This window comes from Archangium sp. Cb G35 (genome assembly GCF_001896145.1).
GTDB classification, from domain to species: Bacteria; Myxococcota; Myxococcia; order Myxococcales; family Myxococcaceae; genus Archangium; species Archangium violaceum.
The window spans coordinates 119026-138849 of sequence record NZ_MPOI01000006.1 but is presented as its reverse complement, the minus strand read 5'-3'; the positions used below and the strand labels follow the sequence as shown (position 1 = coordinate 138849).

General features: G+C 68.1%; 21 protein-coding genes. 15 read left to right on the top strand and 6 right to left on the bottom strand.

Annotation, left to right across the window (positions count from 1 at the left end):
* The first annotated feature begins 2 nt into the window (after positions 1-2).
* Positions 3-1040 (top strand): polyprenyl synthetase family protein, encoded by a 1038-nt coding sequence (locus BO221_RS19370; protein ID WP_073561972.1) that lies wholly within the window; start codon positions 3-5, stop codon positions 1038-1040.
* A 12-nt stretch (positions 1041-1052) separates the two neighbouring features.
* Here the strand turns inward: BO221_RS19370 and msrB are convergent, their stop codons facing one another.
* Positions 1053-1475, bottom strand: a complete 423-nt coding sequence (gene msrB / locus BO221_RS19365; RefSeq protein ID WP_073561971.1) for a peptide-methionine (R)-S-oxide reductase MsrB — start codon at positions 1473-1475, stop codon at positions 1053-1055.
* 406 nt (positions 1476-1881) lie between these two features.
* Between msrB and BO221_RS19360 the strand changes: the two genes are divergently transcribed.
* Together BO221_RS19360 and BO221_RS19355 are read left to right on the top strand one after the other, a co-directional pair.
* Entirely contained in the window at positions 1882-2220 is a 339-nt protein-coding gene (locus BO221_RS19360; protein WP_073561970.1) for a ribosome-binding factor A, read from the top strand.
* Positions 2217-3374 (top strand): RtcB family protein, encoded by a 1158-nt coding sequence (locus BO221_RS19355; protein WP_073561969.1) that lies wholly within the window; start codon positions 2217-2219, stop codon positions 3372-3374. The genes BO221_RS19360 and BO221_RS19355 overlap by 4 nt, the downstream gene beginning before the upstream one ends.
* 241 nt (positions 3375-3615) lie before the next feature.
* Here the strand turns inward: BO221_RS19355 and BO221_RS19350 are convergent, their stop codons facing one another.
* Positions 3616-4074, bottom strand: a complete 459-nt coding sequence (locus BO221_RS19350; protein WP_073561968.1) for an Imm26 family immunity protein — start codon at positions 4072-4074, stop codon at positions 3616-3618.
* Between the two features lie 3 nt (positions 4075-4077).
* On the bottom strand, positions 4078-4863 hold the full coding sequence (locus BO221_RS53835; RefSeq protein ID WP_143195555.1) for a hypothetical protein: 786 nt from the start codon (positions 4861-4863) through the stop codon (positions 4078-4080).
* Between the two features lie 608 nt (positions 4864-5471).
* On the opposite strand from BO221_RS53835, the gene BO221_RS19345 reads away from it, so the two are divergent.
* The 4 genes from BO221_RS19345 (at position 5472) to purU (ending at position 8240) form a co-directional block, all read left to right on the top strand.
* The gene (locus BO221_RS19345; protein WP_073561967.1) at positions 5472-5660 is read left to right on the top strand and encodes a hypothetical protein; all 189 of its coding nucleotides are present in this window, start codon (positions 5472-5474) and stop codon (positions 5658-5660) included.
* A complete protein-coding gene (locus BO221_RS19340; protein WP_073561966.1) occupies positions 5657-5920 on the top strand; it encodes a hypothetical protein in 264 nt (87 codons plus the stop codon). Before BO221_RS19345 ends, BO221_RS19340 begins: the two co-directional genes overlap by 4 nt.
* 15 nt (positions 5921-5935) lie before the next feature.
* Positions 5936-7264 (top strand): cytochrome P450, encoded by a 1329-nt coding sequence (locus tag BO221_RS19335; RefSeq protein WP_073562335.1) that lies wholly within the window; start codon positions 5936-5938, stop codon positions 7262-7264.
* A 127-nt stretch (positions 7265-7391) separates the two neighbouring features.
* Positions 7392-8240 carry a formyltetrahydrofolate deformylase gene (gene purU, locus BO221_RS19330; RefSeq protein WP_073561965.1) on the top strand — a complete coding sequence of 283 codons (849 nt, stop codon included), beginning with the start codon at positions 7392-7394 and terminating at the stop codon, positions 8238-8240.
* Positions 8241-8244: 4 nt separating this feature from the next.
* Here purU and BO221_RS19325 read toward each other — a convergent pair whose 3' ends face one another.
* Positions 8245-9543, bottom strand: a complete 1299-nt coding sequence (locus BO221_RS19325) for a hypothetical protein (RefSeq protein ID WP_233166155.1) — start codon at positions 9541-9543, stop codon at positions 8245-8247.
* Positions 9544-9811: 268 nt separating this feature from the next.
* On the opposite strand from BO221_RS19325, the gene BO221_RS19320 reads away from it, so the two are divergent.
* Entirely contained in the window at positions 9812-11548 is a 1737-nt protein-coding gene (locus BO221_RS19320) for a methyl-accepting chemotaxis protein (protein WP_158079876.1), read from the top strand.
* Positions 11549-11567: 19 nt separating this feature from the next.
* On the opposite strand, the gene BO221_RS19315 is transcribed toward BO221_RS19320, so the two are convergent.
* Positions 11568-13109 (bottom strand): hypothetical protein, encoded by a 1542-nt coding sequence (locus BO221_RS19315; protein WP_073561963.1) that lies wholly within the window; start codon positions 13107-13109, stop codon positions 11568-11570.
* Between the two features lie 170 nt (positions 13110-13279).
* On the opposite strand from BO221_RS19315, the gene BO221_RS19310 reads away from it, so the two are divergent.
* From BO221_RS19310 to BO221_RS19280, 7 genes are all read left to right on the top strand, one after another.
* Positions 13280-13474: a hypothetical protein gene (locus BO221_RS19310; protein WP_073561962.1), complete on the top strand. Its 195-nt coding sequence runs from the start codon at positions 13280-13282 to the stop codon at positions 13472-13474.
* A 330-nt stretch (positions 13475-13804) separates the two neighbouring features.
* A complete protein-coding gene (locus tag BO221_RS19305; RefSeq protein ID WP_073561961.1) occupies positions 13805-14275 on the top strand; it encodes an FBP domain-containing protein in 471 nt (156 codons plus the stop codon).
* 182 nt (positions 14276-14457) lie between these two features.
* Positions 14458-15141: a hypothetical protein gene (locus BO221_RS19300; protein ID WP_073562333.1), complete on the top strand. Its 684-nt coding sequence runs from the start codon at positions 14458-14460 to the stop codon at positions 15139-15141.
* A gap of 99 nt (positions 15142-15240) precedes the next feature.
* Positions 15241-15813, top strand: coding sequence for a tRNA-uridine aminocarboxypropyltransferase (locus tag BO221_RS19295; RefSeq protein ID WP_073561960.1), 573 nt, complete (start codon positions 15241-15243; stop codon positions 15811-15813).
* A 160-nt stretch (positions 15814-15973) separates the two neighbouring features.
* The gene (locus tag BO221_RS19290; RefSeq protein WP_073561959.1) at positions 15974-16954 is read left to right on the top strand and encodes a pentapeptide repeat-containing protein; all 981 of its coding nucleotides are present in this window, start codon (positions 15974-15976) and stop codon (positions 16952-16954) included.
* A 312-nt stretch (positions 16955-17266) separates the two neighbouring features.
* A complete protein-coding gene (locus BO221_RS19285) occupies positions 17267-18028 on the top strand; it encodes a zinc-dependent metalloprotease (RefSeq protein ID WP_073561958.1) in 762 nt (253 codons plus the stop codon).
* A gap of 225 nt (positions 18029-18253) precedes the next feature.
* Positions 18254-18721, top strand: a complete 468-nt coding sequence (locus BO221_RS19280) for a hypothetical protein (protein ID WP_073561957.1) — start codon at positions 18254-18256, stop codon at positions 18719-18721.
* Positions 18722-18797: 76 nt separating this feature from the next.
* On the opposite strand, the gene BO221_RS19275 is transcribed toward BO221_RS19280, so the two are convergent.
* The gene (locus BO221_RS19275; protein ID WP_073561956.1) at positions 18798-19664 is read right to left on the bottom strand and encodes an SRPBCC domain-containing protein; all 867 of its coding nucleotides are present in this window, start codon (positions 19662-19664) and stop codon (positions 18798-18800) included.
* Between the last annotated feature and the right edge of the window lie 160 nt (positions 19665-19824).

The window sequence follows — 19824 nt, the reverse complement described above, 5'->3', positions numbered from 1 at the left end:
TCATGTCCACCACGGCCGCATCCGCGCGGGTCCGGGAGACGCTCGAGGAGTACGGCGCCGCGGCCCGGTCCCGCATGAGGGAGTACCTGCGGGACAGACAGTCCCACCACGCGTTCTATGAGCTCGTCTCGGACTATCCCGAGCGGGGAGGGCGGTCCCTTCGTGCCAGCCTCTGTCTGGCCACCGCGCGCGCCTTCGGAGCCCCGCCCACGGACGCCCTGAATTCGGCCGTGGCGCTCGAACTCCTCCACAATGCATTCCTGGTCCACGACGACCTGGAGGACGAGAGCGAGGAGCGGCGCGGACGTCCGACCCTGCACCTGCGTCACGGTGCTCCGCTGGCCATCAACGCGGGGGACGCGCTGGCCGTCCTGAGCCTGCGTCCGCTCATCGACAACGTGGGCGCGTTGGGCTCGCGGCTCGCCCTGCGGATTCTCGAAGAGGCGGAACGGATGGCGCGCGAGTCCGTCGAGGGACAGGCGCTCGAGCTGTGGTGGCGCCAGCATCACGTCATCGACCTGGGCGAGACCGACTACCTGCGCATGGTCCTGAAGAAGACCTGTTGGTACACCACCATCTACCCGATGCGTGTCGGGGCCCTCATCGGCACCCGGGATGGCGTGGAGCTGGATGGCTATCTCCACTTCGGCTTCTTCGTCGGCGCGGCCTTCCAGATCCAGGACGATCTCCTGAACCTCGTGGGGGATGAGGCGAGCTACGGGAAGGAGCGCGATGGGGACATCTGGGAGGGCAAGCGCACGCTGATGCTCATCCATCTGCTCAACGCGATGGAGCCCGAGGCGAGGGACCGGCTCTCCCGGGTGCTCGGGAGGTCTCGCGTGGAGCGGACCCGGGAGGAGGTCCAGTGGGTCCGCGAGCAGATGGACCGGTACGGGTCCATCGACTACGCGCGGCAGGTCGCCCACGGACTGGCCGGGGCGGCCCTGCACGAGTTCGCGCTCGCCTTCACCGATGTGCCGGATTCACCGGACAAGGACTTCCTCGCGGCGTTGCCCACCTGGGTCATCGAGCGGGCCTGAGCGCCTCGCCACTCACTTCGTGACGAGCTGGATGGGCTGGCCCTCCGGCACGTGCTTCATCGCCACCGAGTTCATGCAGTAGCGCAGCCCGGTGGGCGGGGGGCCATCTGGGAAGACGTGTCCCAGGTGGCCATCGCACCGGCCGCAGCGGACCTCGGTGCGCAGCATGCCGTACGAGCGATCCTGGTACTCCGTCACCGCGTCCGCCTGGAGGGGCTGTGTGAAGGAGGGCCAGCCGGTGCCGGACTCGAACTTCTCGCCGGACTTGAACAGCGGGTTGCCGCAGCCGGCGCACACGTACGTGCCGGGCGTCTTCGTCCCGAGGAAGCACCCGCTGCCGGGGCGCTCGGTGCCATGGTGCCGCAGCACCTGGTACTCCTGGGGTGTCAGACGCTTGCTCCACTCCTCGTCACTGAGGATGAATTTGTCAGCCATGTCCTCATCCTGCTGTCCGCCTTGTCCGGGAGCAATCGTTCCTTGCGGCGCGGCGCTCGGGGATTGACACATGGTGTGCGGGTGCCCATCCTGGGCATTCGGCTCGCGCGGACGCAGCTGGCGCGGCGGGAGGTGTGCCATGGGACGTGTCGAAAACGGTGTCTCTGGTCTCTCCACGCCGCCGCTCGCGTAGCCGGGCGCGTTCCGTCTCACCGCTGAACGGACCCGCTGGCTCCGGTGCTCGGGCACCGGTGTGGAGCCTCGTCTCTTCCTGACCGATGGCGCCGTGCCCCTGTGCGGGTGCGGCGTCCAGGGAACCGTTCGCTCCATGAGCTCCAAGCCTCGCCGTCCCCGCGCGTCGCACCGTCGCGCGGGTGCTGATTCCTTTTCGTCCGAAGAATCCTTTGTGCCGGCGCGTCACCTGCGCCTGCAGTCCTCCATTTTCGAGGAGGTGTCCCTCCTGTTCCGAGGTGAGCTGTCCGACCCGCTGCTCGAGGGCGTCACGGTGACGACGCTCGAGCTGTCCCCGGATGGCCGCCATGCCCGTATCGGCTTCACCCTTCCGCCCGAGCGCCAGGAGTCCGGCCCCGCTCCGGTGGAGGAGGCCCTCGAGCGCGCCATGGGCTTCATCCGCTCACAGCTCGCGTTGGGCCTGAACCTCAAGCGCGTGCCGAACCTGCGCTTCGTCTGCGTGGGCGTGGCGCCGCGCCTGCTGGCCACGGACGGGGAAGGAGACGAGTCATGATGCCTCGTGTCCTCGAGAGCCCGCCCGGGGCCGTGCCCATCCTCGCCTGGGCCCGCGAGGTGCCACCGGGCGCGGTGAAGCAGTTGCAGCACATCGCCAGCCAGCCGTACGTGGTGGAGCACGTGGCGGCGATGCCGGACGTCCACATGGCCCAGGGCGTGGCCGTGGGCACCGTCTTCGCCACCGAGCGCACCGTCGTGCCAGGAGCGCTGGGAGGAGACCTCGGGTGCGGAGTCAGTGCCCACCGGTTCTCCTTCCCGGCGGCGTCACTGGGGCGGGCGGACCTGGAGCGGCTGCTGGCGGCCGTGGCGCGCCGGGTGCCCGTGGGAGACGCGGTGCACCGGGGCTCGGGACTGCCGCTGCCCCCGGAGCTCCAGGCCGCGAGCCTCTCCACCCACCGGCTCCAGAAGGAGTGGGAGCGGCTCGCGCCGCGGCACCTGGCCACGCTCGGAGGCGGCAACCACTTCCTCGAGCTGGACCGTGATGCCGGGGGAGACCTGTGGCTGCTCATCCACACGGGCTCGCGGGGCATTGGCGGCGCCATTGCCTCCCACCACCTGCGGGTGGCCGCCGCGCGGGGGGAGGGCTCGCTGCCGGGGTTGCGCACCGACTCGCCCGAGGGGGCCGCGTGCCTGGCGGACATCGCCTGGGCGTGCCGGTTCGCTCGCGCCAACCGGGACATGCTCGCAGTGCGGGCGGTGGAGGTGCTGGCCGAGACGCTCGGCTGCGAGCCGGAGCCGGGCGCGAGCGTGGACGTGCACCACAACTACGTGGAGGCGGAGACGCACCTGGGGCGCACGTTGCTCGTGCATCGCAAGGGCGCGGTGGGGCTGGAGGCCGGGCAGCGGGGCCTCATTCCCGGCTCGATGGGGACGGCCTCGTACGTGGTGGAGGGGAGGGGAGAGGCGAGATCCTTCCATTCCTGCTCGCACGGGGCGGGGCGGGTGCTCACGCGGAGCGAGGCGCGGGCGCGCATCCGCCCGGCGGCGCTGGAGCAGGCGCTGCGCCGGGTGGTGTTCGACCGGGGCCGGGTGGAGTCGCTGGTGGAGGAGGCGCCAGCGGCCTACCGGGACATCGCGGAGGTGCTGGAGGATGAGGAGGAGCTGGTGACACCCGTCCTGCGGCTCATGCCCATCGCCGTGCTCAAGGGCTGAGCCTCTGAGGGAGGCGGCGGGAATCGACACCGCCGCTTCCTCATTTAGGAGCCCAGCAATCTCAACGGGTTGCTGGGCTCTTGTCGCTTCGACTAGGGCTGGTGCTCAGCAATGATCCGGTCGACGTCCCCTATGCCGTGATGCAGGCGGCTGGGGATCACCCTGCGGTAATACATGTCGCGCCATTTGATGCGGACGAGAACCAGCTCGGGAGCGCGGCGCCCCTGCGAGTCAAGGCACGCTACTGCCCCAACTCCCTCTTGATGCGCTCCAGTACTGGGTTGGGACGTCCCATGAAGGCATCAAGCAGACGTTTTTCGACACCGTGCGGTTCCCACACGGTCGCTGGCTCGAGCCCAATACATTCTTGGGGGGTCGCCTCTCTCTCGTTGCCAAGGCTGTCGAAAATCCAACAGCGCCGGAGTGGGCCCACCTCCATGTGGAATCGGACAACGGGTTGCGTCAGGTGTTCCTCAATCTCTCTCCATCCGATGAGCTCCCATGACTTCGGGTAGGGATACTTGACCAGGATCCTGAAAAGGATGGGCTTGGATGCGATCCTATCCAGGTCTGCGTCTGGATCGGCAGTCCTGTGATTGTAGAAGGCATCGAAATGCCATTCGAGAGCCCTTCCATAGCCGAAGGAGCCGTCTGGGAGAGGAACTCTCCAAAATGAGCCTGGTTTATGCGTTGGCAGCATGTCCTAGTATCCTGTGTAACGGTGAAGCTCGCCCCAGCGAATCGTGGCAGCATCGTGAAACCGTCTGCCCCGCGGGTTGTCTTTTGCCACGGCGCGCACGGCGTTCTCGGTTCGATGGGGCTTGCCCGTGTCGGACTGGGCGCCTCCGCTGAGGTCTATCAGTTGCTGCTCTCTTCCGCGAGTCCGCCAATATGCTGGGTCATCATACCTTTGCTCGTAGTCGATGGCAGCCCCGATGTCGAACACATCAAGCCGTGCATCATCGAATGAAGCACTCCTCGGCTCTTTGTTCTCGTCAACGTGATGATTCATGTCTCGGAACCGAACGGCCAACTCTGCCTGGAGTCTGAGTGGCAGACCGAGATCAACGACCATGCTGGTCCGCCCAGAGTAGTAAAGGTTGGTTGCCTCATTGAGCTTCCTGTAGGTTGCATAGAGTCGGCCGCGTTTCTTTTTGCTTTCTCTGGCGGATTCCGCATCTGGCCGTCCACTGGGAAGCGTGCGGGGCGAAGACACCGGCTCGGGTTGGGGCGTGGGCACGCTTGTCTCTACTGACACCGTGCCATCAGGCGCCTGGTGAATGATGACCTCCATCTCGAGGGTGGCCGGATGCGCAGAGCCCTTTGGGGGATACCGGCCTTGAACCCATCCAGAAACATCTCCGAAGTGTGTGCCGTAGAACTTGTCCGCGATGTCGATGGGGGTCTGCTCACCGTCCACGACCGCTTTGACGGTGAAGCAAAGCAGCAGAACACTGCCCGCGGCCGCGACGACCGCGCCGCCCGTCACCAGGGCTTCTCCTGCCGCGGCGCCAGTGCCTGCTCCTGCCGCGGTCGTGCCTCCTTGGGGCACCGGGCGGATCATGCCGCGGGGTACCCCATCTCCTGCGCCTTCGCCGGGAAGCCCTCTCAGCGATGGTGGGGAAGGGGGAAGTGGAGCTGTCGGCGAGCTCGCCCTCGGCGCAGGCACGGCGGCAGATGCTCCACCTCGTTCTGTCTGCGCAAAGCCGCTGCTCGGGACGTAGACGCAGTACCTTGTCTGTCCAGTGGCAGGGAAAACGCTCCGGGGGGCGCTACTACACCCCACGAGCAACATGCATGTCAGCAGAGCCACCCCTCTTGGCATTCAGTGCCTCCAAGCCTGGGCTCCGCTCGCGAGGCGTCCCACGCGGGATTACAGAGAGGCTGTGGGGCCGAGTCAACCAAGGGACAGCGAAAGTGAGAGGCAGAGCGGCTAGCACGGCCTGTGCCACACCGATGGCAGCCGCAACCTCTATTGGAAGCGGCGGGATTCGAACCCGCCGCCTGGCACTCCCAGAGCGACTGACAGTCCCGGATAACCCGGCTGGGAATATTGCTTTACGTCATATATTATCGATGACGTAAAATCTTCCCGCCATGGCTCCGGGCGACCTTCCCCTCCAACACGCCGCGCAGTTGCTCCAGTGCCTCCCGCACCTGACGAGTTGGACCCGGGAGCTGGTGAGCCAGGTCAGCGCCGGCCTGGACCTGAGCCTTCGCCAGTACGCGGCGCTGCGTGCCATCGGCGGCTGTACCTGGCGCTCACCGCGAAGGGTCTGGAGATGAGCCGCTCGGTCGACGACAAGCTGACCGGAGCCCTCGCGGAGCACCTGGCCGTGGCGGCGCCTTCGGATCTCCTCGCGTTGAGCCGCACGCTCGCCGTGCTGGAGCGCGCGCTCGGACCGGGCGAGCCAGACGCCGTCGCGCCGCCGGCGAGGAACGAACGGCCCGGAGCCGGCATCGACAAGACAGCTCGGCGGCGGCTCCCCCGGCATGGGGAGGCGGGCACGCGGCCACGCCGGCTTTCCCGACGAGTCATTCGATGAGTGAAGGAGAACGACATGGCAGCGCATGACACCAACGCGGCAAAAGAGCAGACCTCTCCCGAGGCACCGTCCGCGGGCCCGATGATTCTCACCCTGGATCCGCATGTCTCGCCCGAGGACTACGCGAAGGCGAGGGAGAAGGACCGCATCGCGCGGGTGTCCTTCACCTTCGGGGAGAACGCCGGCCCGGCCGGGGTGGACTCGGAGTTCCGCCAGTTCCTGGGGCACGAGCACCTCTTCATCACCCGATACGACGACGTGATCGCCTCCCTGCTCGATGACCGCCTGTCGTCGGATCCCCGCACCGCGATGACTCCGGAGCAGCAGAAGAGGCTGCCCCAGGTTCCGGAGGAGTTGCGGCCCGTTTTCAAGAGCCTGCTCACCGCGGATCCGCCGGATCACACGCGGCTGCGCAAGCTCATCCAGCCGAGCTTCACCCCGCGTGCCATGGAGCTGCTGCGGGAGCGAATCCAGCAGATCGCGGAGGAGCTCCTGGACGCCGCCGAGCGCGCGGCGGCCGAGCGCGGCGAGCCCCGGCTGGAGCGGCGCATGGACCTCATCGCGGAGTTCGCCTACCCGCTGCCGGTCACGGTCATCTCGGACATGCTCGGCATTCCGAGCGAGGACCGGGAGATGGTGCGGGCCTGGACGGAGAGCCTGCTCGGAGGCAACCGGATGGACCCGGAGAGCCGGGCCAAGCTGCGGGAGTTCACCGACTACCTGCGCAGGCTCTTCGTGGCCAAGCGGAAGCAGCCGGCGGACGACATGATCAGCCAGCTGCTGCGCATCGAGGAGGATGGCGACAAGCTGAACGAGGAGGAGACGCTGTCGACTGTCTTCATCCTCTACCTCGCCGGGCACATGACGACGGTGAACCTGATCGGCAACGGGGCCTACGCGCTGCTGTGCCACTCGGAGCAGCTGGCGAAGCTGAAGGCGAATCCCGGACTGGTGAAGGGCATGGTCGAGGAGACGCTGCGGTACTGGGGCCCGGTCGACTTCATCTCGAGGCGAATCGCCAAGGTGGACCTCGACATGGCCGGGACGCACATTCAAAAGGGCGAGCCCATGATGGTGGGACTGGCCTCGGCCAACCGGGACCCCGAGCGCTTCCCGCACCCCGATGTCTTCGACATCACCCGGCCGGACGCGGACAAGCACGTGGCGTTCGGCAAGGGCATACACATCTGCATCGGGGCGCCCCTGGCGCGGATGGAGGCGCAGATCGCCTTCGAGACGCTGTTCCGGCGCATGCCGGAGCTGCGGCTCGCGGTCCCGAGCGAGGAGCTGCGCTGGAGCAACACCTTCCTGCGCGGGTTCGCGAAGCTGCCCGTCCTGTTCTGAGCCGGTGAACGGGTCCCAGGGGAAGAAGGGTTGAACCTGTGAGGGATGCGGCGGGAATCGAACACGCCGCCCCCTGGCCTCTGAGACGGGGCGCGAACTCAACGGGCTCGTGTTAGTGGTGGAGCCAATGACCTCGACCCACCGCGCAGTCGTTCGCATCACCGGCCCGGACCGGCCGGGAATCGTCTCGGATGTGTCCGGGCTCCTGTTCAAGCTGGGGCTCAACATCCACCACGCGGACCAGCACCTGGACGCGGAGGCCAACCTCTTCTTCCAGCGCATCGAGTTCCCCGTTCCGGAAGGATGGGAGCGCGTTCGCACCGAGCTGACGAAGGGGCTGGATGCACTGGGGATGCAGCACTCGCTGCGGGTGCTGTCCGAGCGGCTGCGCGTGGGCATCCTCATCTCGAAGCACGCGCACTGCGGGATGGACATCCTCGACCGTCACCGCACCGGGGAACTCCAGTGCGAGGTGCCCGTCATCATCTCCAACCACCCGGACCTCGGTCCGGAGTTCACCCGCCGCGGCTACACCTTCGTGCACGAGCCCATCGCGGGGAACAAGGCGGAGCAGGAGCGGCGCATCCTGGCCCGTCTAGCCGAGGAGCGGGTCGACCTGGTCGTCCTCGCCCGGTACATGCAGATTCTGACCAGCGGCTTCGTCGCCGCGTATCCGAACCGGATCATCAACATCCATCACAGCTTCCTGCCGGCATTCGCGGGCGCCGAGCCCTACCGGCAGGCGTTCCGCAAGGGCGTGAAGCTGGTGGGCGCCACCAGCCACTACGTCACTGAGCAGCTGGATGAGGGGCCGATCATCGCCCAGGGCGTCACTCGCGTATCGCACCGGGACACGGTCGCGGACATGGAGCGCAAGGGACGAGATCTGGAGCGCGTGGTGCTCGCGGAAGCCGTCCGTTGCCACCTCGAGGACCGGATCATCGCCTACGGTCACAAGACCGTGGTCTTCGAGTAGCGGCTCAGTTGTCGCCCCAGGTGAAGCCGGTGCCGAGCATGAAGCCGATGCCCTGGGCCCATGGAGACGTGCGGGGGGCGAACGCGCGGTACTGCGCCTCGGCGCTGAGGGAGACGCGCCGGCCGAGCATCGTGTGGAGCCGCAGACCCACCGGCAGCTCCGGGTGGAGCTGGCCCGCCTGGGAGGACAACCCCGCGCCCACCGAGGCGCGCAGATCCACCCCTCGCGAGTAGCCGATCCGCGCCGCCAGCAGCGGGGGCGTGAGCACCGACAGAGACCAGGCACTCGCCCCGGTTCCTCCCGCGAGCGGATGGGCCAGGGCGCGCGCGAAGCTGGCCGAGAGTCCCAGGGACCAGGGGAGGGGGAACAGGGCGCGCAGGCCCGCCACCGGCGCGGCGCCGCGCAGCGTGGTGACGGCACCTCCCAGCACCTCCAGGCCGAGCACGGGAGCGGGCTTCCACAGCGGCTTCGCGGCCTGCTCGCGCGCCTGCGCCAGGGCGGTGAGCCGCTGCGCCGCGTAGAGGATGAAGGCGCGGGAGTAGGCCACGGCCGACTCCACCCGCGCGTCCACGAAGTCGTCGTACGCCGAGGGGTTCACCTTCCACGTCCGTCCCTGCCAGCGCACTTCCTTCGAGTCGAAGGCGTTGCCCACCGCGCCATAGCCCCCGAAGGCCCCGGGCCCGGGAGTGGCGGGCGCGGCCCAGAACGCGCTCCAGGGAATGGCGCCTCCCTCCACGGGCAGCGAGCCCATGCGCACCACCTCCAGCGTCTCCCGGGCCAGCGCGAGCTGCGCCTCTTCTCCGGAGAGCGGCGCGAGTTCCCGCCCCTCCTGGAAGACAGCCTGTCTCGCCGCGTGCTGCTCGAAGCGATCCGACAGCCCGTGCATCACCGGCACCACGTGCATGGGGACCGCCATGTCCTGGATGTGGTGCACCAGGTGGCCAACGCGATCGAAGGCCCGGGCCAGATCCCCGTTGCTCGCGGCCTCCTCGGCCTCCACCCACAGCATGCGCACGCGGGCCCCGGAGTCCTTGCGGAAGCCGGAGTCCAGCGACGTGCCCGGGTGGAAGAAGTGGTGGTAGCCGGTCCACTTGACGTGGAGGTTCAGGTCCTCCGCCCGGCTGCCCTCAACGATGGCTGCCTGGTGTGTCTCCAACTCGGGGTGCGCCCCCGTCGCGAGCACCGCGTTGATGGAGGCCCGGGTCATCGCCTCATGATCCGGTACCGAGAAGGCACGGGCTCCCAGGGGCAGGAGGAGGGCGAGCAGCGACAGGAGCGGCAGGCGGGCGGCGTTCTTGGGCATGGCGCGGAGCCATCGTAACCGCCAGCATCCGGAACACTTCCCGGGTCACTGGAGGGAGGGAGGCGCCTGCCTGGATGCTCCCCTGTTACTGAGACTCGAAAGTTCCGCCCGGGATGGCGGAGGGGTTTTCTCCGTACCCCCAGCTGTTCACTGTCTGTACGGAGCCTCGTATGCTGGGCCCGTGCAAGCCAGCGCCTCCAGCAGCTCTCCGTCGAATGACACCGGCCCGATCGTCCGCCGGATGGTCATTACGCAGCAGATCTACACCATGTTCGGGATCCCGCCCCTGGTGTACCTGATGATCCTCATCTCGGGGCTCGACGGGGCGCAGGCGATCGATGTCTCCAAGGTGCTGCTGCCGGTCATGGTCCCGGTGATGGGTTTCGCCGTTCCGTACCTCGTCATCTACCTGGCCGTGCGCACCGCCCTGAAGGTGGTGCCGGGCGAGCCCCCTGGCGCGCGGCTGGCGCGCATCCTCAAGGTCCCGGGGGTGATCGACGCCACCACGCTCATCAGCACGATGATCTCCTCGGGTCTCTTCGTGGGCCTGTCCGTCCTGCGGCATGGCAAGAGCCTCTGGACCATTCCGTGGGCCATGGGGACCATCTGGTTGCTGGTGGCGCTGCTGACGCTGCAGGAGCGGGTCTGGTTCGAGAAGATCCTCCAGCCCTACGCGCTCGCGGAGTTCCACAAGAACCCCGGACGGATGCCCCAGGGCAATGGCTTCCTCTGGCCCCGCCAGTCCTGGTACCTCCCGTACGCGTTCGCCATCTTCGTGGCCTGCACCCTGGCGTCCATCGGCACCATCATCGGCCGGCAGGCGTACGACGCCCATGAGATGCTGATGAGCCGGCTCGACAAGGTGAGCCCGGCCGAGGTGGCTCCCCTGGTGCGCCAGGTCATCCAGATGCTCGTGGATGGCTCGGTGCTGCCCATGGTCCTGGTGGGCGCCTACCTGCTGATCAGCTCCGCGCTGGCGGCCTGGTTCCTGGCGCGGCGGCAGACGGAGGGCACCCGGAGCGTGCAGCTCACCCTGGAAGGGCTGGTTCAGGGCAGGCCCCGGCTGCCGGAGTGGGTCTCCACCGACGAGGTGGGCGATCTCTCCGCCACCACCGCGCGTGTCTTCGCGCAGCTCAAGTCCTTCGCCAATTCGTTGCAGTCCTCCGCCCAGGCCCTCCGGGACTCTGCGGAGCAGCTCGGGCAGTCCACGGGCCGGCAGACGGAGGTGCTGACGCAGCAGGCCTCCGCCCTCCAGGAGACGCAGGTCACGGCGCAGGAGATCAAGCACACGTCCGTGCTCGCCTCGCAGAAGGCGGAGGCCATCCTCAAGCAGACCGAGCGGGCGGATCAGATCTCCGCCGTGGGCGATACCGCCCTCAAGGAGGGCTTGTCGGGCATGCAGGAGATCGGCTCCCAGGTGCGCGAGATGGCCACGGGCATCCGCGCGCTGGACGAGCGGGCCCGGCAGATCGCCCACATCACCACCCTGGTGAAGGGGCTGGCGGACCGCTCCAACATGCTCGCGCTCAACGCGGCCATCGAGGCGGTGCGCTCCGGCGAGGCCGGCAAGGGCTTCGGCGTGGTGGCGCGGGAGATCCGCACGCTGGCCGATCAATCCATCAAGGCCACCCGCGACATCACCGACATCCTCCAGGACATCAGCAACGCCATCCTCTCCACGATGACCATGATGGAGCAGGGCTCGGATCGCGTCGAGGTGAGCTTGCGGCAGATCCGCGACTTCAGCACCCAGGTGCAGCAGCTCTCCGGCATCGTCCGGGAGAATGCCTCCTCGGTGCGGCAGATCACCGTCGCCGTGGGCCAGCAGGACGTGGGCATCGCGCAGATCTTCGAGGCCGTGAACGATCTGTCCAAGGGCATGGATCAGACGATGAACCAGCTGCGCGCCTCGGACGACGTGCTCGCGCGGGTGCGGAGCGTGGCGGAGCAGGTCTCCAGCATCGTCGCGGGCTACGGCTTGCAGCAGGAAGGCCCGCGCTCGTAGCGCGGGCCCTCCGGCCGTCTCACTCCGTCAGGCTGTCCCGGTCGAGCTCCAGCGCGAGCATGGCGCTGCGCTCGAAGACGCGATCCAACCGGAAGGGCCGGTAGAGTTCCTTACCGGTCCAGAGCATCTCCTGCTGCTCCGGGGGCACGTCCTTCTGGGCCGCCATCCACCGGGCGGCCCGCTGGAGGGCGCGTTTCACCTCGGGCCCGAAGTGGCCCTGGTCCCGCAGGGCGCGCAGGGCATGGACGGCATAGGCCGTCTCCAGGAGCGAGGGCGTGGACGCCATGCCCCATCCGCCCCCGGCGTGCTGGGCCCGGAGCAGGGCCTCCGCCGCGGGCCGCACCACGTCGGTGGCCTTCGCGCGGCACAGCGCGAGCATCACCTGGGAGGTGCTGTAGAGCCAGGAGGCGTGCCACTTGTCCATCCGCCACAGGCCATCGGCGCCCCGCTTCTCGGCCAGCCAACGCACCTGCCGCGACACGTCCTGGCCGAGGATCGCCAGCGCCATCACGCCATGGGCGGTCGTCGTCACCGAGGGCTGCATCTCGTGCGCGTAGGTGATGAACTGCCCGTCCGCCAGCTGGTAGCGCTGCAGCAGGCCGCCGTCCACGGCGTAGCCCGAGTCCTTCTGCATGGCGAGGCAGGTGGAGGTGATGTCCCCGTCGCAGACGAAGAACTCGCTCATGCCGTAGCCCTCCGGGCGCACCGCGCGGTGCAGGGCGTCGAGCTGGGGGCGCACGACGTCGCGCAGGCCCGGGTGCTCCACCAGCCCCGTGGAGAACAGGGCCAGCAGGCTCCAGGACTGCTCGTAGTGCACGATGGGCCACACGGTGGGCACCACGCCCGGAATGCCCATCCCGGTGGCCTCCGCGGCCGCCCGGAGGAAGGCCTCCCCTCCGCTCACCTCCGGGAGCTCCCGGGCTCCGGGCGTGGCGGCCCGGCGCAGGCGCAACCAGTGCGCGGTGGCCGCGGGGCTGTTGCCCACGCCCTTGGAGTCATCGAGCACGTTCATGTCGGGCTCGGTGCCCCAGGCCTCGAAGGAGTGGATGGGCGCGGTGCCGGCCCGGTGCTTCATCCGGGCGATGAGCCCCCGCCGCCGGGTGCCCAGCGCGCTCAGGGACTGGAAGGGCTGGTGGGGCAGGGTGATGCCCACCGCGGCGGCTTCTTCCAGCAACCGCGGGAGGATGAGCTCGGCGGCCACGGGGATGTCATCGGGCGGAGGGCCCTCGAAGGCCCACACCTCGGCGGTGCGGCGGAAGAACTCGATGCCGCCTTCCACGGCCTTGCGGCTCTCCGGCGTGTCACTGGTGGCACGCAGCGCCAGCACGGCCGCGAGCGTCGGGATGTGCCGCGCCAGGGGCATGAGATCCGAGCCCCAGCCTCCATCCGGGCGCTGCTGACGCATCAGCCAACCGACAGCTGGCCGGGGATCCTCGGGGGGCGCGTAGCGGAGGACCTGCGCGGTGTCATAGACGGACGGAGTGAGGACTCCGCCCTGGGCGCCGAGAAATTGGATGTCTGCTTTGAGTTGAGCGATGAACCACTCGGGGGTCGAGGGCATGTGGATCACCTGAGGGGGTGGGGGTAGCCCGACTCCTAACACGGGGGTTCCACTCGGAGGAATCCGCCCCGGCCCTCCACCCGTGGGACGCCGTCCCTGTGTTGGTGTTTTTTTCCCAGCTCACGGTAGCGGCGGCGAGAAGGCTCGCCATGCGGTAGAATCCAGGGCCTATGAGCGACTCCTCCAACAAGTCCCAGCAGTTCGGACAGCCTCAGGAAGAGACGAAGAAGAACACGAAGGTGTTCAATCTCCGGGTGAAGATCGATCCGTACCTGAAGGTCCCGGCCGAGAAGAAGAAGCGCCAGGATGAGAAGTTCGATCCTTTCGCCGTCAACTTCTCGGCCCCCAAGCCCGAGGACTTCTGAGGGCGGACCCGGTCACCGGGCGGCACCGTCCCCCGTGTTGGCACCCGCGGCGGCCTCCGCGGGAACACAGACATGAAAAGGCTCCCCTGTCTGTGTGGGCCTGGCCGCTCCAGGCCCGGCGAAGTCTTTCTTTTCGTTGCCACGCTTTGGATTGCCCGAGGGGCCGGGCCGTTGCATCGCGGGCGAGCGGTCTCCGCCTCGAGTGCCCTCCGGCGAGCCTGACGAGCGCCCGTGAACACCGGAAGCGTGCACCCGCTCCGCCGAAGCCCTTATGAAGGGAGTGCACAGACGGCCCCGGGCGGGACATGGGGCCGCACCGAGGAGAGGATGATGTTCCGGATCGAGACAGAGAAGGATCTGCTGCAGGCATTCCGCCCGAGGGACCGGAAGACGCTCGAGCTTCCCGCGGGCCTGAAATTCCCACTCTTCGTCCGCGACTACCTGGCGTGGACCGAGCCGGCCGGGACGCGGGTATTCCTGGTCATGCCTTCGCAGGGCAGCCGGCTGCCCGTGGGCGTCGCCTTCCGCCGGGACTCGCAGGGCGGTGGACCGGGCTCGTGCATGTGCGACTGGTGCCACTCCTACGGCACGGCGGACGAGATCGGGATGCTCACCACGGATGTGAACTCGAAGCGCCGGGTGGGCGTGAGTCTGTGCCTGGATTTGCGCTGCAAGGAGAAGCTGGAGACGGCGGCGGACCTGTCCGGCCGGCACCCGCTCGAGGTCATGAAGCCGTTGATGGAGCGCATGAGCCGCTTCGCGCGCGAGGCGCTCCACATCGAGACCGTTCCGGAGGATTGAGCCCGGCCCCTCCTCGCCGGCTCGAGGGCGCGAAACGCGCGAAGTGACCCGGGGAGGTGGGTATCCCACCTCCTTTCTCCTCTGGGCGGGAGGGCCGTTCCCGGGCCGCCGCCCCGGCCGGAGATGTCAGACCCACCCGGTAGTGTTGCTTCATGCCCAACACCGGCAAGGAAGGGTCTTCCGTGGCTGATTTCCGTGAGAATCCGTGCGTCTCGGTCAACAAGCTGGGCCAGTACCTCACCGCGCGGCCCGCGCTGCGCAAGCGCATCATCCACGCCCAGAAGAACCCGTGTGACCCCAAGTACCTGCGCTACCCGGAGGCGGCCCAGGCCATCGTCGAGTTCCTGTGCAACGGCCGGGACGAGTCCATCCTGCGCTACCACCAGCACCGGCTGCTCCACGCGGTGCCCGGGTCGGACTTCGACGCCCACCGGCTGGCGCTGTGCGCCGAGGCCTTGCAGCACTTCCTGAAGTCCTCGGGCGAGCTGGCGCTGACCCACGCGGTGGCCAGCCCCGCGGACGAGGGGCTGCCGCCGCTGGCGCTGGCGGGGGTGGCCATCAACGTGCGGCCGGAGCTCCTCCTGCGCAGCGTGGACCGCCACGGGGCGATGCGCTCGGGGCTGCTGAAGCTCTACTTCTCCAAGCACACGCCGCTGGACGAGACCTCCGGGCAGTACATCGCCACGGTGCTCCAGTTGTTCGCCGAGCAGAACCTCAAGCAGCAGGGCGAGGTGGACCACCGGCTGGTGCGTGTCTTCGACGTGTTCGCGGGCAAGGTGTTCGTGGCCCCCAAGGCCCGGCAGCGGCGGTTGGGGGACGTGCAGCTGGCGTGCGAGGAGATCGCCGCGCGCTGGGACATGAACTGAGCGCAGCCCCCAGCCCTCCGAGGAGGCTGCCAGCGGCCCCGGGTGGAGGCGGAAACGAACGCTTCTCTTCCCGGGGCCAGCGGAACAGGATGCCGGAGGATGTCTTCCCGTGTCTCCCAACGGCCTCGCTGTCCCCGCTGCAACCTCCCGCCGCACCTGTGTCTGTGTGCCGAGATTCCCCGGGTGGAGACGCGCACCCGTTTCCTGCTCGTCCAGCACGTGGTGGAGACGTGGAAGAAGAGCAACACCGGGCGGGTGGCGGCGCTGGCGCTCGCGAATTCCAGGCTGCTCATCCATGGCGCACAGGATGAGTCCCTGGACACCGCCCTGCTCTCCGAGCCCGGCACCTGGCTGCTCTACCCCGATGGACCCACCGCGCCGCCGGACGCCCCCGCGCCGCGGCAGTTGGTGGTGCTGGACGCGAGCTGGTCCCAGGCGCGGCGGATGACTCAGCGGTTGCCCGTGCTGCGGGCGCTCCCCCGGCTGGTGTTGCCGCCGCCCGAGCCCGGAATGCTCCGGCTCCGCGAGCCCACGCACCCGTCCGGGATGTCCACCCTGGATGCGATTGCCCGTGCGGTGGCGGCGCTCGAGGGTCCGGAGGCGGCGGCGCCGCTGGAGCGGCTGGCCGCGCTTCGGGTGCAACGGATCGCCGAGTGCGGGACGCTGTATTGAGCCCACGGTTGGAAACCCAACCGATATTCCTGGCTGACCAGGAATTCAGCCGTCTTGCTGTCCGGGAAAAGACAGAGCTCGTTTCAGTGTCATCGGCTGAACGTGCCCGCTGGCCATCATGGGGGCGCTGTCCACCCCCATCCATCGGAGAGCTCAAAACATGCACGACCTGCCGACTCGCGCTTCCTCGAGCGGAATGACGTCACGGGTGTTGGCCCCGTGGGCCCTTGCCTCCGTGCTCCTGCTGGGAGGCGCCTCGGGCTGCGCACCGGACGCAACCTTCCCCGAGGAGTCCCTGTCCCTCCAGTCCATGGCACAGCCCGCCATGAGCCTCAACGGCATCGAGTTCAACGGCATCGAGCTCAACGGCATCGAGCTCAATGGGACCAACCTCAACGGAACCAACCTCAATGGGACCAACCTCAACGGACTCAGTGCCATTGGCCTGAACACGCCTGACTTCCGCTCCTGGTTCAATCAAGACGTGACACGTCACGCCATGTTGATGAAGTACGTGGTGCAATGCGCGGTCCCCGCGGGAGAGCAACGCACCTTCATGAACCCGCAGACGCTCACCACGTACACCTGGAGTGGTTCCCTGGGTCTGGCGCCGGATTGGGCGAGTGGCCAGCCGGCGACGGCGGCGGAGCTGCGGATTGTCTCCGCGTGCCTGGCCGCGCATGTCAATCCCTATGGCCAGCATGTCTCCATCTCCGTGTTGGGATTGGATGCAACGGGTCAGCCCACCCCCTACACCTCCGAGGAGCTGGAGAGTCATGGCCTCAGGGAAGGCTGCTTCTTCGGCGACCTGTTCCAGAACGAGCCGGTCCTCTTCGCCGGCAATGACGGGCTCTCGCTGAGCGGCGGTGAGAGCACCTCGCGGGCCTGCGCCCAGGGGAGCACCCTCCAGGGGTGTGCCCCCCTGGTCCACGTGGGCCAGTGCGAGGACATCTGCACCCTCGATGCGTCGGGCACCTTCTACACATCGTGCACCTGGAATGGCGTCACCTATCCGCCCATCACCACGCGCGTGCGTCAGGCGGACCTCTACAGCTGCGGGGACGGGGTGTGCCAGGTGACGGAGCGCTGCGGGATGGGAATGTCCGCCGAGAGCTGCGGCCTGGACTGCGGCTCCTGCTGAAACGAGGTGGCGCTCCGAGTGGGCAGGCCATGTGCCGGTGTGCGCCCGCTGTCCGAGTTTCGGTCACTGTGTCCGAGACTTGGACAGCCTGGGCGCCCCGCGCACAACCCTTTGAGCTGACAGAGGATTCACCCGGAAACGGCTGGGCTCTTTACAAAAAATCTCAGGACGGCTGGATTTCCATGCTCCAGTGCTGATCGGGTATTGCCCGCCAAGTTCTTGTTTTCTGGTACTCTGGGAAGTTGGCCCGAAGGTTGCTCCGTTGGGAGGTGCTGCGTTCAACCCCTGTTGTCTCTCGAAAAGGAATCCTCCATGCGTAAGCTCTCCATGGCGTTGCTGGCCGGTGTTGCCCTCGTGGGTTGCGGTGTCGAGCCGCAGGCCGAGAACGAGGAGATCATCGCCAACCTGGTCGAGGCCGGCTTCCCGGCCGACGACATCATGGTCGTCGAGGATTCCGTGTACGTGGGCCGTGACGCCCATGTGACCCTCGCGGCGTCCCGCGAGATGCTGCAGCCCGCCAAGGGCGCGGAGCAGTACCGCACGACCAATCTCGTCAGCAGCAGCGTGACGAAGATCTGCGTCATCCCCACCTCCCAGTTCAACAGCTACAGCCGCCTCAGCGCGGGCCTCGATCTGGCGATCGCCAACTACAACTCGCTGGGGCTCAGCTTCACCCTGGCGCGGGGCTCGGCCTCCGACTGCAGCGCGACCATCAGCGCGAGGACCATGAACGGCACCGGCGGCTCCGCGGGCTTCCCCACGGGCGGCAAGCCCTACGGCACCATCAATATCGGTACCGGGCTGCAGAACTACAGCGATGACGTGAACGAGCACGTCATCACCCACGAACTCGGCCACTGCATCGGTTTCCGCCACACGGACTACTACGATCGGTCCATCAGCTGCGGCGGCTCCACCGCCAACGAGGGCGCCTCCAACGTGGGCGCCATCCACATCCCCGGGACGCCGACCGATGCCCGCGTGGGCGGGTCGATCATGAACTCCTGCTTCCGCTCGAGCGAGTCCGGCGAGTGGAGCAGCTCGGACAAGACCGCGCTGGCTTACCTCTACTGAGAGAGGGCGCGACAGCCCCCCGGGTCCGTTCGTGACTCCGTGGGGCGCGCTTCTCGCGGGCACCGTACTCCCGGGCTTCGGCCCATGGAGCCGCGGTGCCCGCTGCATTTCCGCTCCACGGCATGGGTGTGCCCCTGGCTGGCCCGCACCACGCGTGTGGACAGAAGCGTACGCGTGAGCAGGTGCGTCATGGTAGAACGAGGGGGAAGCGCTTGACTTCCTCGCATGCGTTCGCCGACTTCGCCGATTGCCGTGGACGATTCACTCTGGCCCCTGGTCCGGGTGACGTTTCCGCGCGTCATCACGAACGCGCAACAGGCGGAGCTGTTCGCGAGCGTCCTGTCCTATCTGAAGCCGGGGAATCGGCACGTCGCCCTGGTGGACTTCCGCCAGCTCCAATCGCTCACCTCCGAGCAACGCGAGCAGCAGTGGAATTTCCTGCGGGAACAGGCCGTGCTGATGCGCCAGTGCTCGATGGGGATCGTGGCGCTCATCAACTCTCCGACCCTGGCGCTGGTCACCCGGACGATCATCCACCGCATCAAACCCTCGGTGGTGCCGTACTCCATCCTGGCCTCGTGGCCGGCGGCGGTGTCGTGGGCGGCGGACCGGCTGCGGGACAACGGTCTGGTCGAGCACGCCTCGCAAGTACGGCAACGCCTCGTCGTGGTTCCCGGGGGACGCGTGGGCTGAGCCCGCGGCCGCGCGAAGGCGAGCGCGGCTCCCTCATCCCCGGAAGAGAGGCTCGGGTCTTCAGGCCCGCGGGGATTCAGCCCTGGGGGGCGAGCTCCCCGATGAGTGGCTGCCATCTGGGTCCGAGCTCGTGCAGCCGCTTGAGCTCGGCGAGCCCCGCGGCCCAGCCCGCCTCATGCTGCGCCACGTTGTCCAGCTCGTCGCGCTGGAAGCCCTGCTGGAGGAAGGTCAGCCGGGTCTTTCCTCCGGCCTCCGTCAGCTCCCAACGCGTGGTCATCCCGGGCTCGGCGTAGGCCAGGAGCCGTCCCGGCTGGAACTCGGAGATCGTTCCATCCGCCCCCAGGGTGATGCGTCCTCCGACGCGGGGCTCGACCTCCGCCTCCCACCCGAACCAGCGGGCGATCCGCGCGGGGTCGATGAGGGAGTCGAAGACCTGGGCGGGCAGGGCGGGGATGGTCAGCTCGATGCGGATTTCGTTGGGGCGGCTGGCGCTGAAGTCGCACCGGGGGGTGAGCTCGCGCCCCTCGGCCCACTCGGCGAGGTTGGCGAGGGCCAGTCCCCAGAAGGTGTGCAGCGTGTGCAGGCCGTCGCGCCGCCCGGTGGGCGCCATCAGCTCCTCCATGGGGGGGATGCCATCCTGGCTCAGGGCCAGGAGGGTGGCGGAGGGCCCCGCGTCCTGGAGCTGGAACATGACGTTCGTCCGCGTTCCATCCAGCGTCCAGGCGAAGCTCAGGAGCTTGTCGGGCTGGGCGATGAGCAGTTGCTGCCGGCCCCGCTCGCCTTGCGGCGTGTAGCGGCCCCAGAACTCGAAGCGCCGCTCGGGCAGGGACACCTCGGCGAACTCGGCGAGCCAGGCGCGCAGCGCCGCGGGGTCGGTGAGCGCGCGGTAGACCGTCGCGCGAGGCGCGGCCACCTGCACCATGGCCTGAAACGTACCGCTCATCGGGCTTCTCCTTGGGAATGACGGGCCACGATAGCGGCGTGCCACGGTCCCGCCAACGCGCACGTTCTTTCTAATCCCCGTGCGGGGATTGACACGAGCCAATGCTCATGGACTCATCGCCATCCGGGCAAAAAGGGCTTTCCCCGCGAACGAAGCACGT

Bases quoted from the DNA above. Each gene is read 5' to 3' on its own strand.
- BO221_RS19345 (WP_073561967.1), top strand. From the start codon at position 5,472: ATGGCTCCGGGCGACCTTCCCCTCCAACACGCCGCGCAGTTGCTCCAG.
- msrB (WP_073561971.1), bottom strand. From the start codon at position 1,475: ATGGCTGACAAATTCATCCTCAGTGACGAGGAGTGGAGCAAGCGTCTG.
- BO221_RS19355 (WP_073561969.1), top strand. From the start codon at position 2,217: ATGATGCCTCGTGTCCTCGAGAGCCCGCCCGGGGCCGTGCCCATCCTC.
- BO221_RS19350 (WP_073561968.1), bottom strand. From the start codon at position 4,074: ATGCTGCCAACGCATAAACCAGGCTCATTTTGGAGAGTTCCTCTCCCA.
- BO221_RS19275 (WP_073561956.1), bottom strand. From the start codon at position 19,664: ATGAGCGGTACGTTTCAGGCCATGGTGCAGGTGGCCGCGCCTCGCGCG.
- BO221_RS19315 (WP_073561963.1), bottom strand. From the start codon at position 13,109: ATGCCCTCGACCCCCGAGTGGTTCATCGCTCAACTCAAAGCAGACATC.
- BO221_RS19320 (WP_158079876.1), top strand. From the start codon at position 9,812: ATGTTCGGGATCCCGCCCCTGGTGTACCTGATGATCCTCATCTCGGGG.
- BO221_RS19370 (WP_073561972.1), top strand. From the start codon at position 3: ATGTCCACCACGGCCGCATCCGCGCGGGTCCGGGAGACGCTCGAGGAG.
- BO221_RS19340 (WP_073561966.1), top strand. From the start codon at position 5,657: ATGAGCCGCTCGGTCGACGACAAGCTGACCGGAGCCCTCGCGGAGCAC.
- BO221_RS19295 (WP_073561960.1), top strand. From the start codon at position 15,241: ATGTCTTCCCGTGTCTCCCAACGGCCTCGCTGTCCCCGCTGCAACCTC.
- BO221_RS19310 (WP_073561962.1), top strand. From the start codon at position 13,280: ATGAGCGACTCCTCCAACAAGTCCCAGCAGTTCGGACAGCCTCAGGAA.
- BO221_RS19280 (WP_073561957.1), top strand. From the start codon at position 18,254: ATGCGTTCGCCGACTTCGCCGATTGCCGTGGACGATTCACTCTGGCCC.
- BO221_RS19290 (WP_073561959.1), top strand. From the start codon at position 15,974: ATGCACGACCTGCCGACTCGCGCTTCCTCGAGCGGAATGACGTCACGG.
- purU (WP_073561965.1), top strand. From the start codon at position 7,392: ATGACCTCGACCCACCGCGCAGTCGTTCGCATCACCGGCCCGGACCGG.
- BO221_RS19285 (WP_073561958.1), top strand. From the start codon at position 17,267: ATGCGTAAGCTCTCCATGGCGTTGCTGGCCGGTGTTGCCCTCGTGGGT.
- BO221_RS19305 (WP_073561961.1), top strand. From the start codon at position 13,805: ATGTTCCGGATCGAGACAGAGAAGGATCTGCTGCAGGCATTCCGCCCG.
- BO221_RS19335 (WP_073562335.1), top strand. From the start codon at position 5,936: ATGGCAGCGCATGACACCAACGCGGCAAAAGAGCAGACCTCTCCCGAG.
- BO221_RS19325 (WP_233166155.1), bottom strand. From the start codon at position 9,543: ATGCCCAAGAACGCCGCCCGCCTGCCGCTCCTGTCGCTGCTCGCCCTC.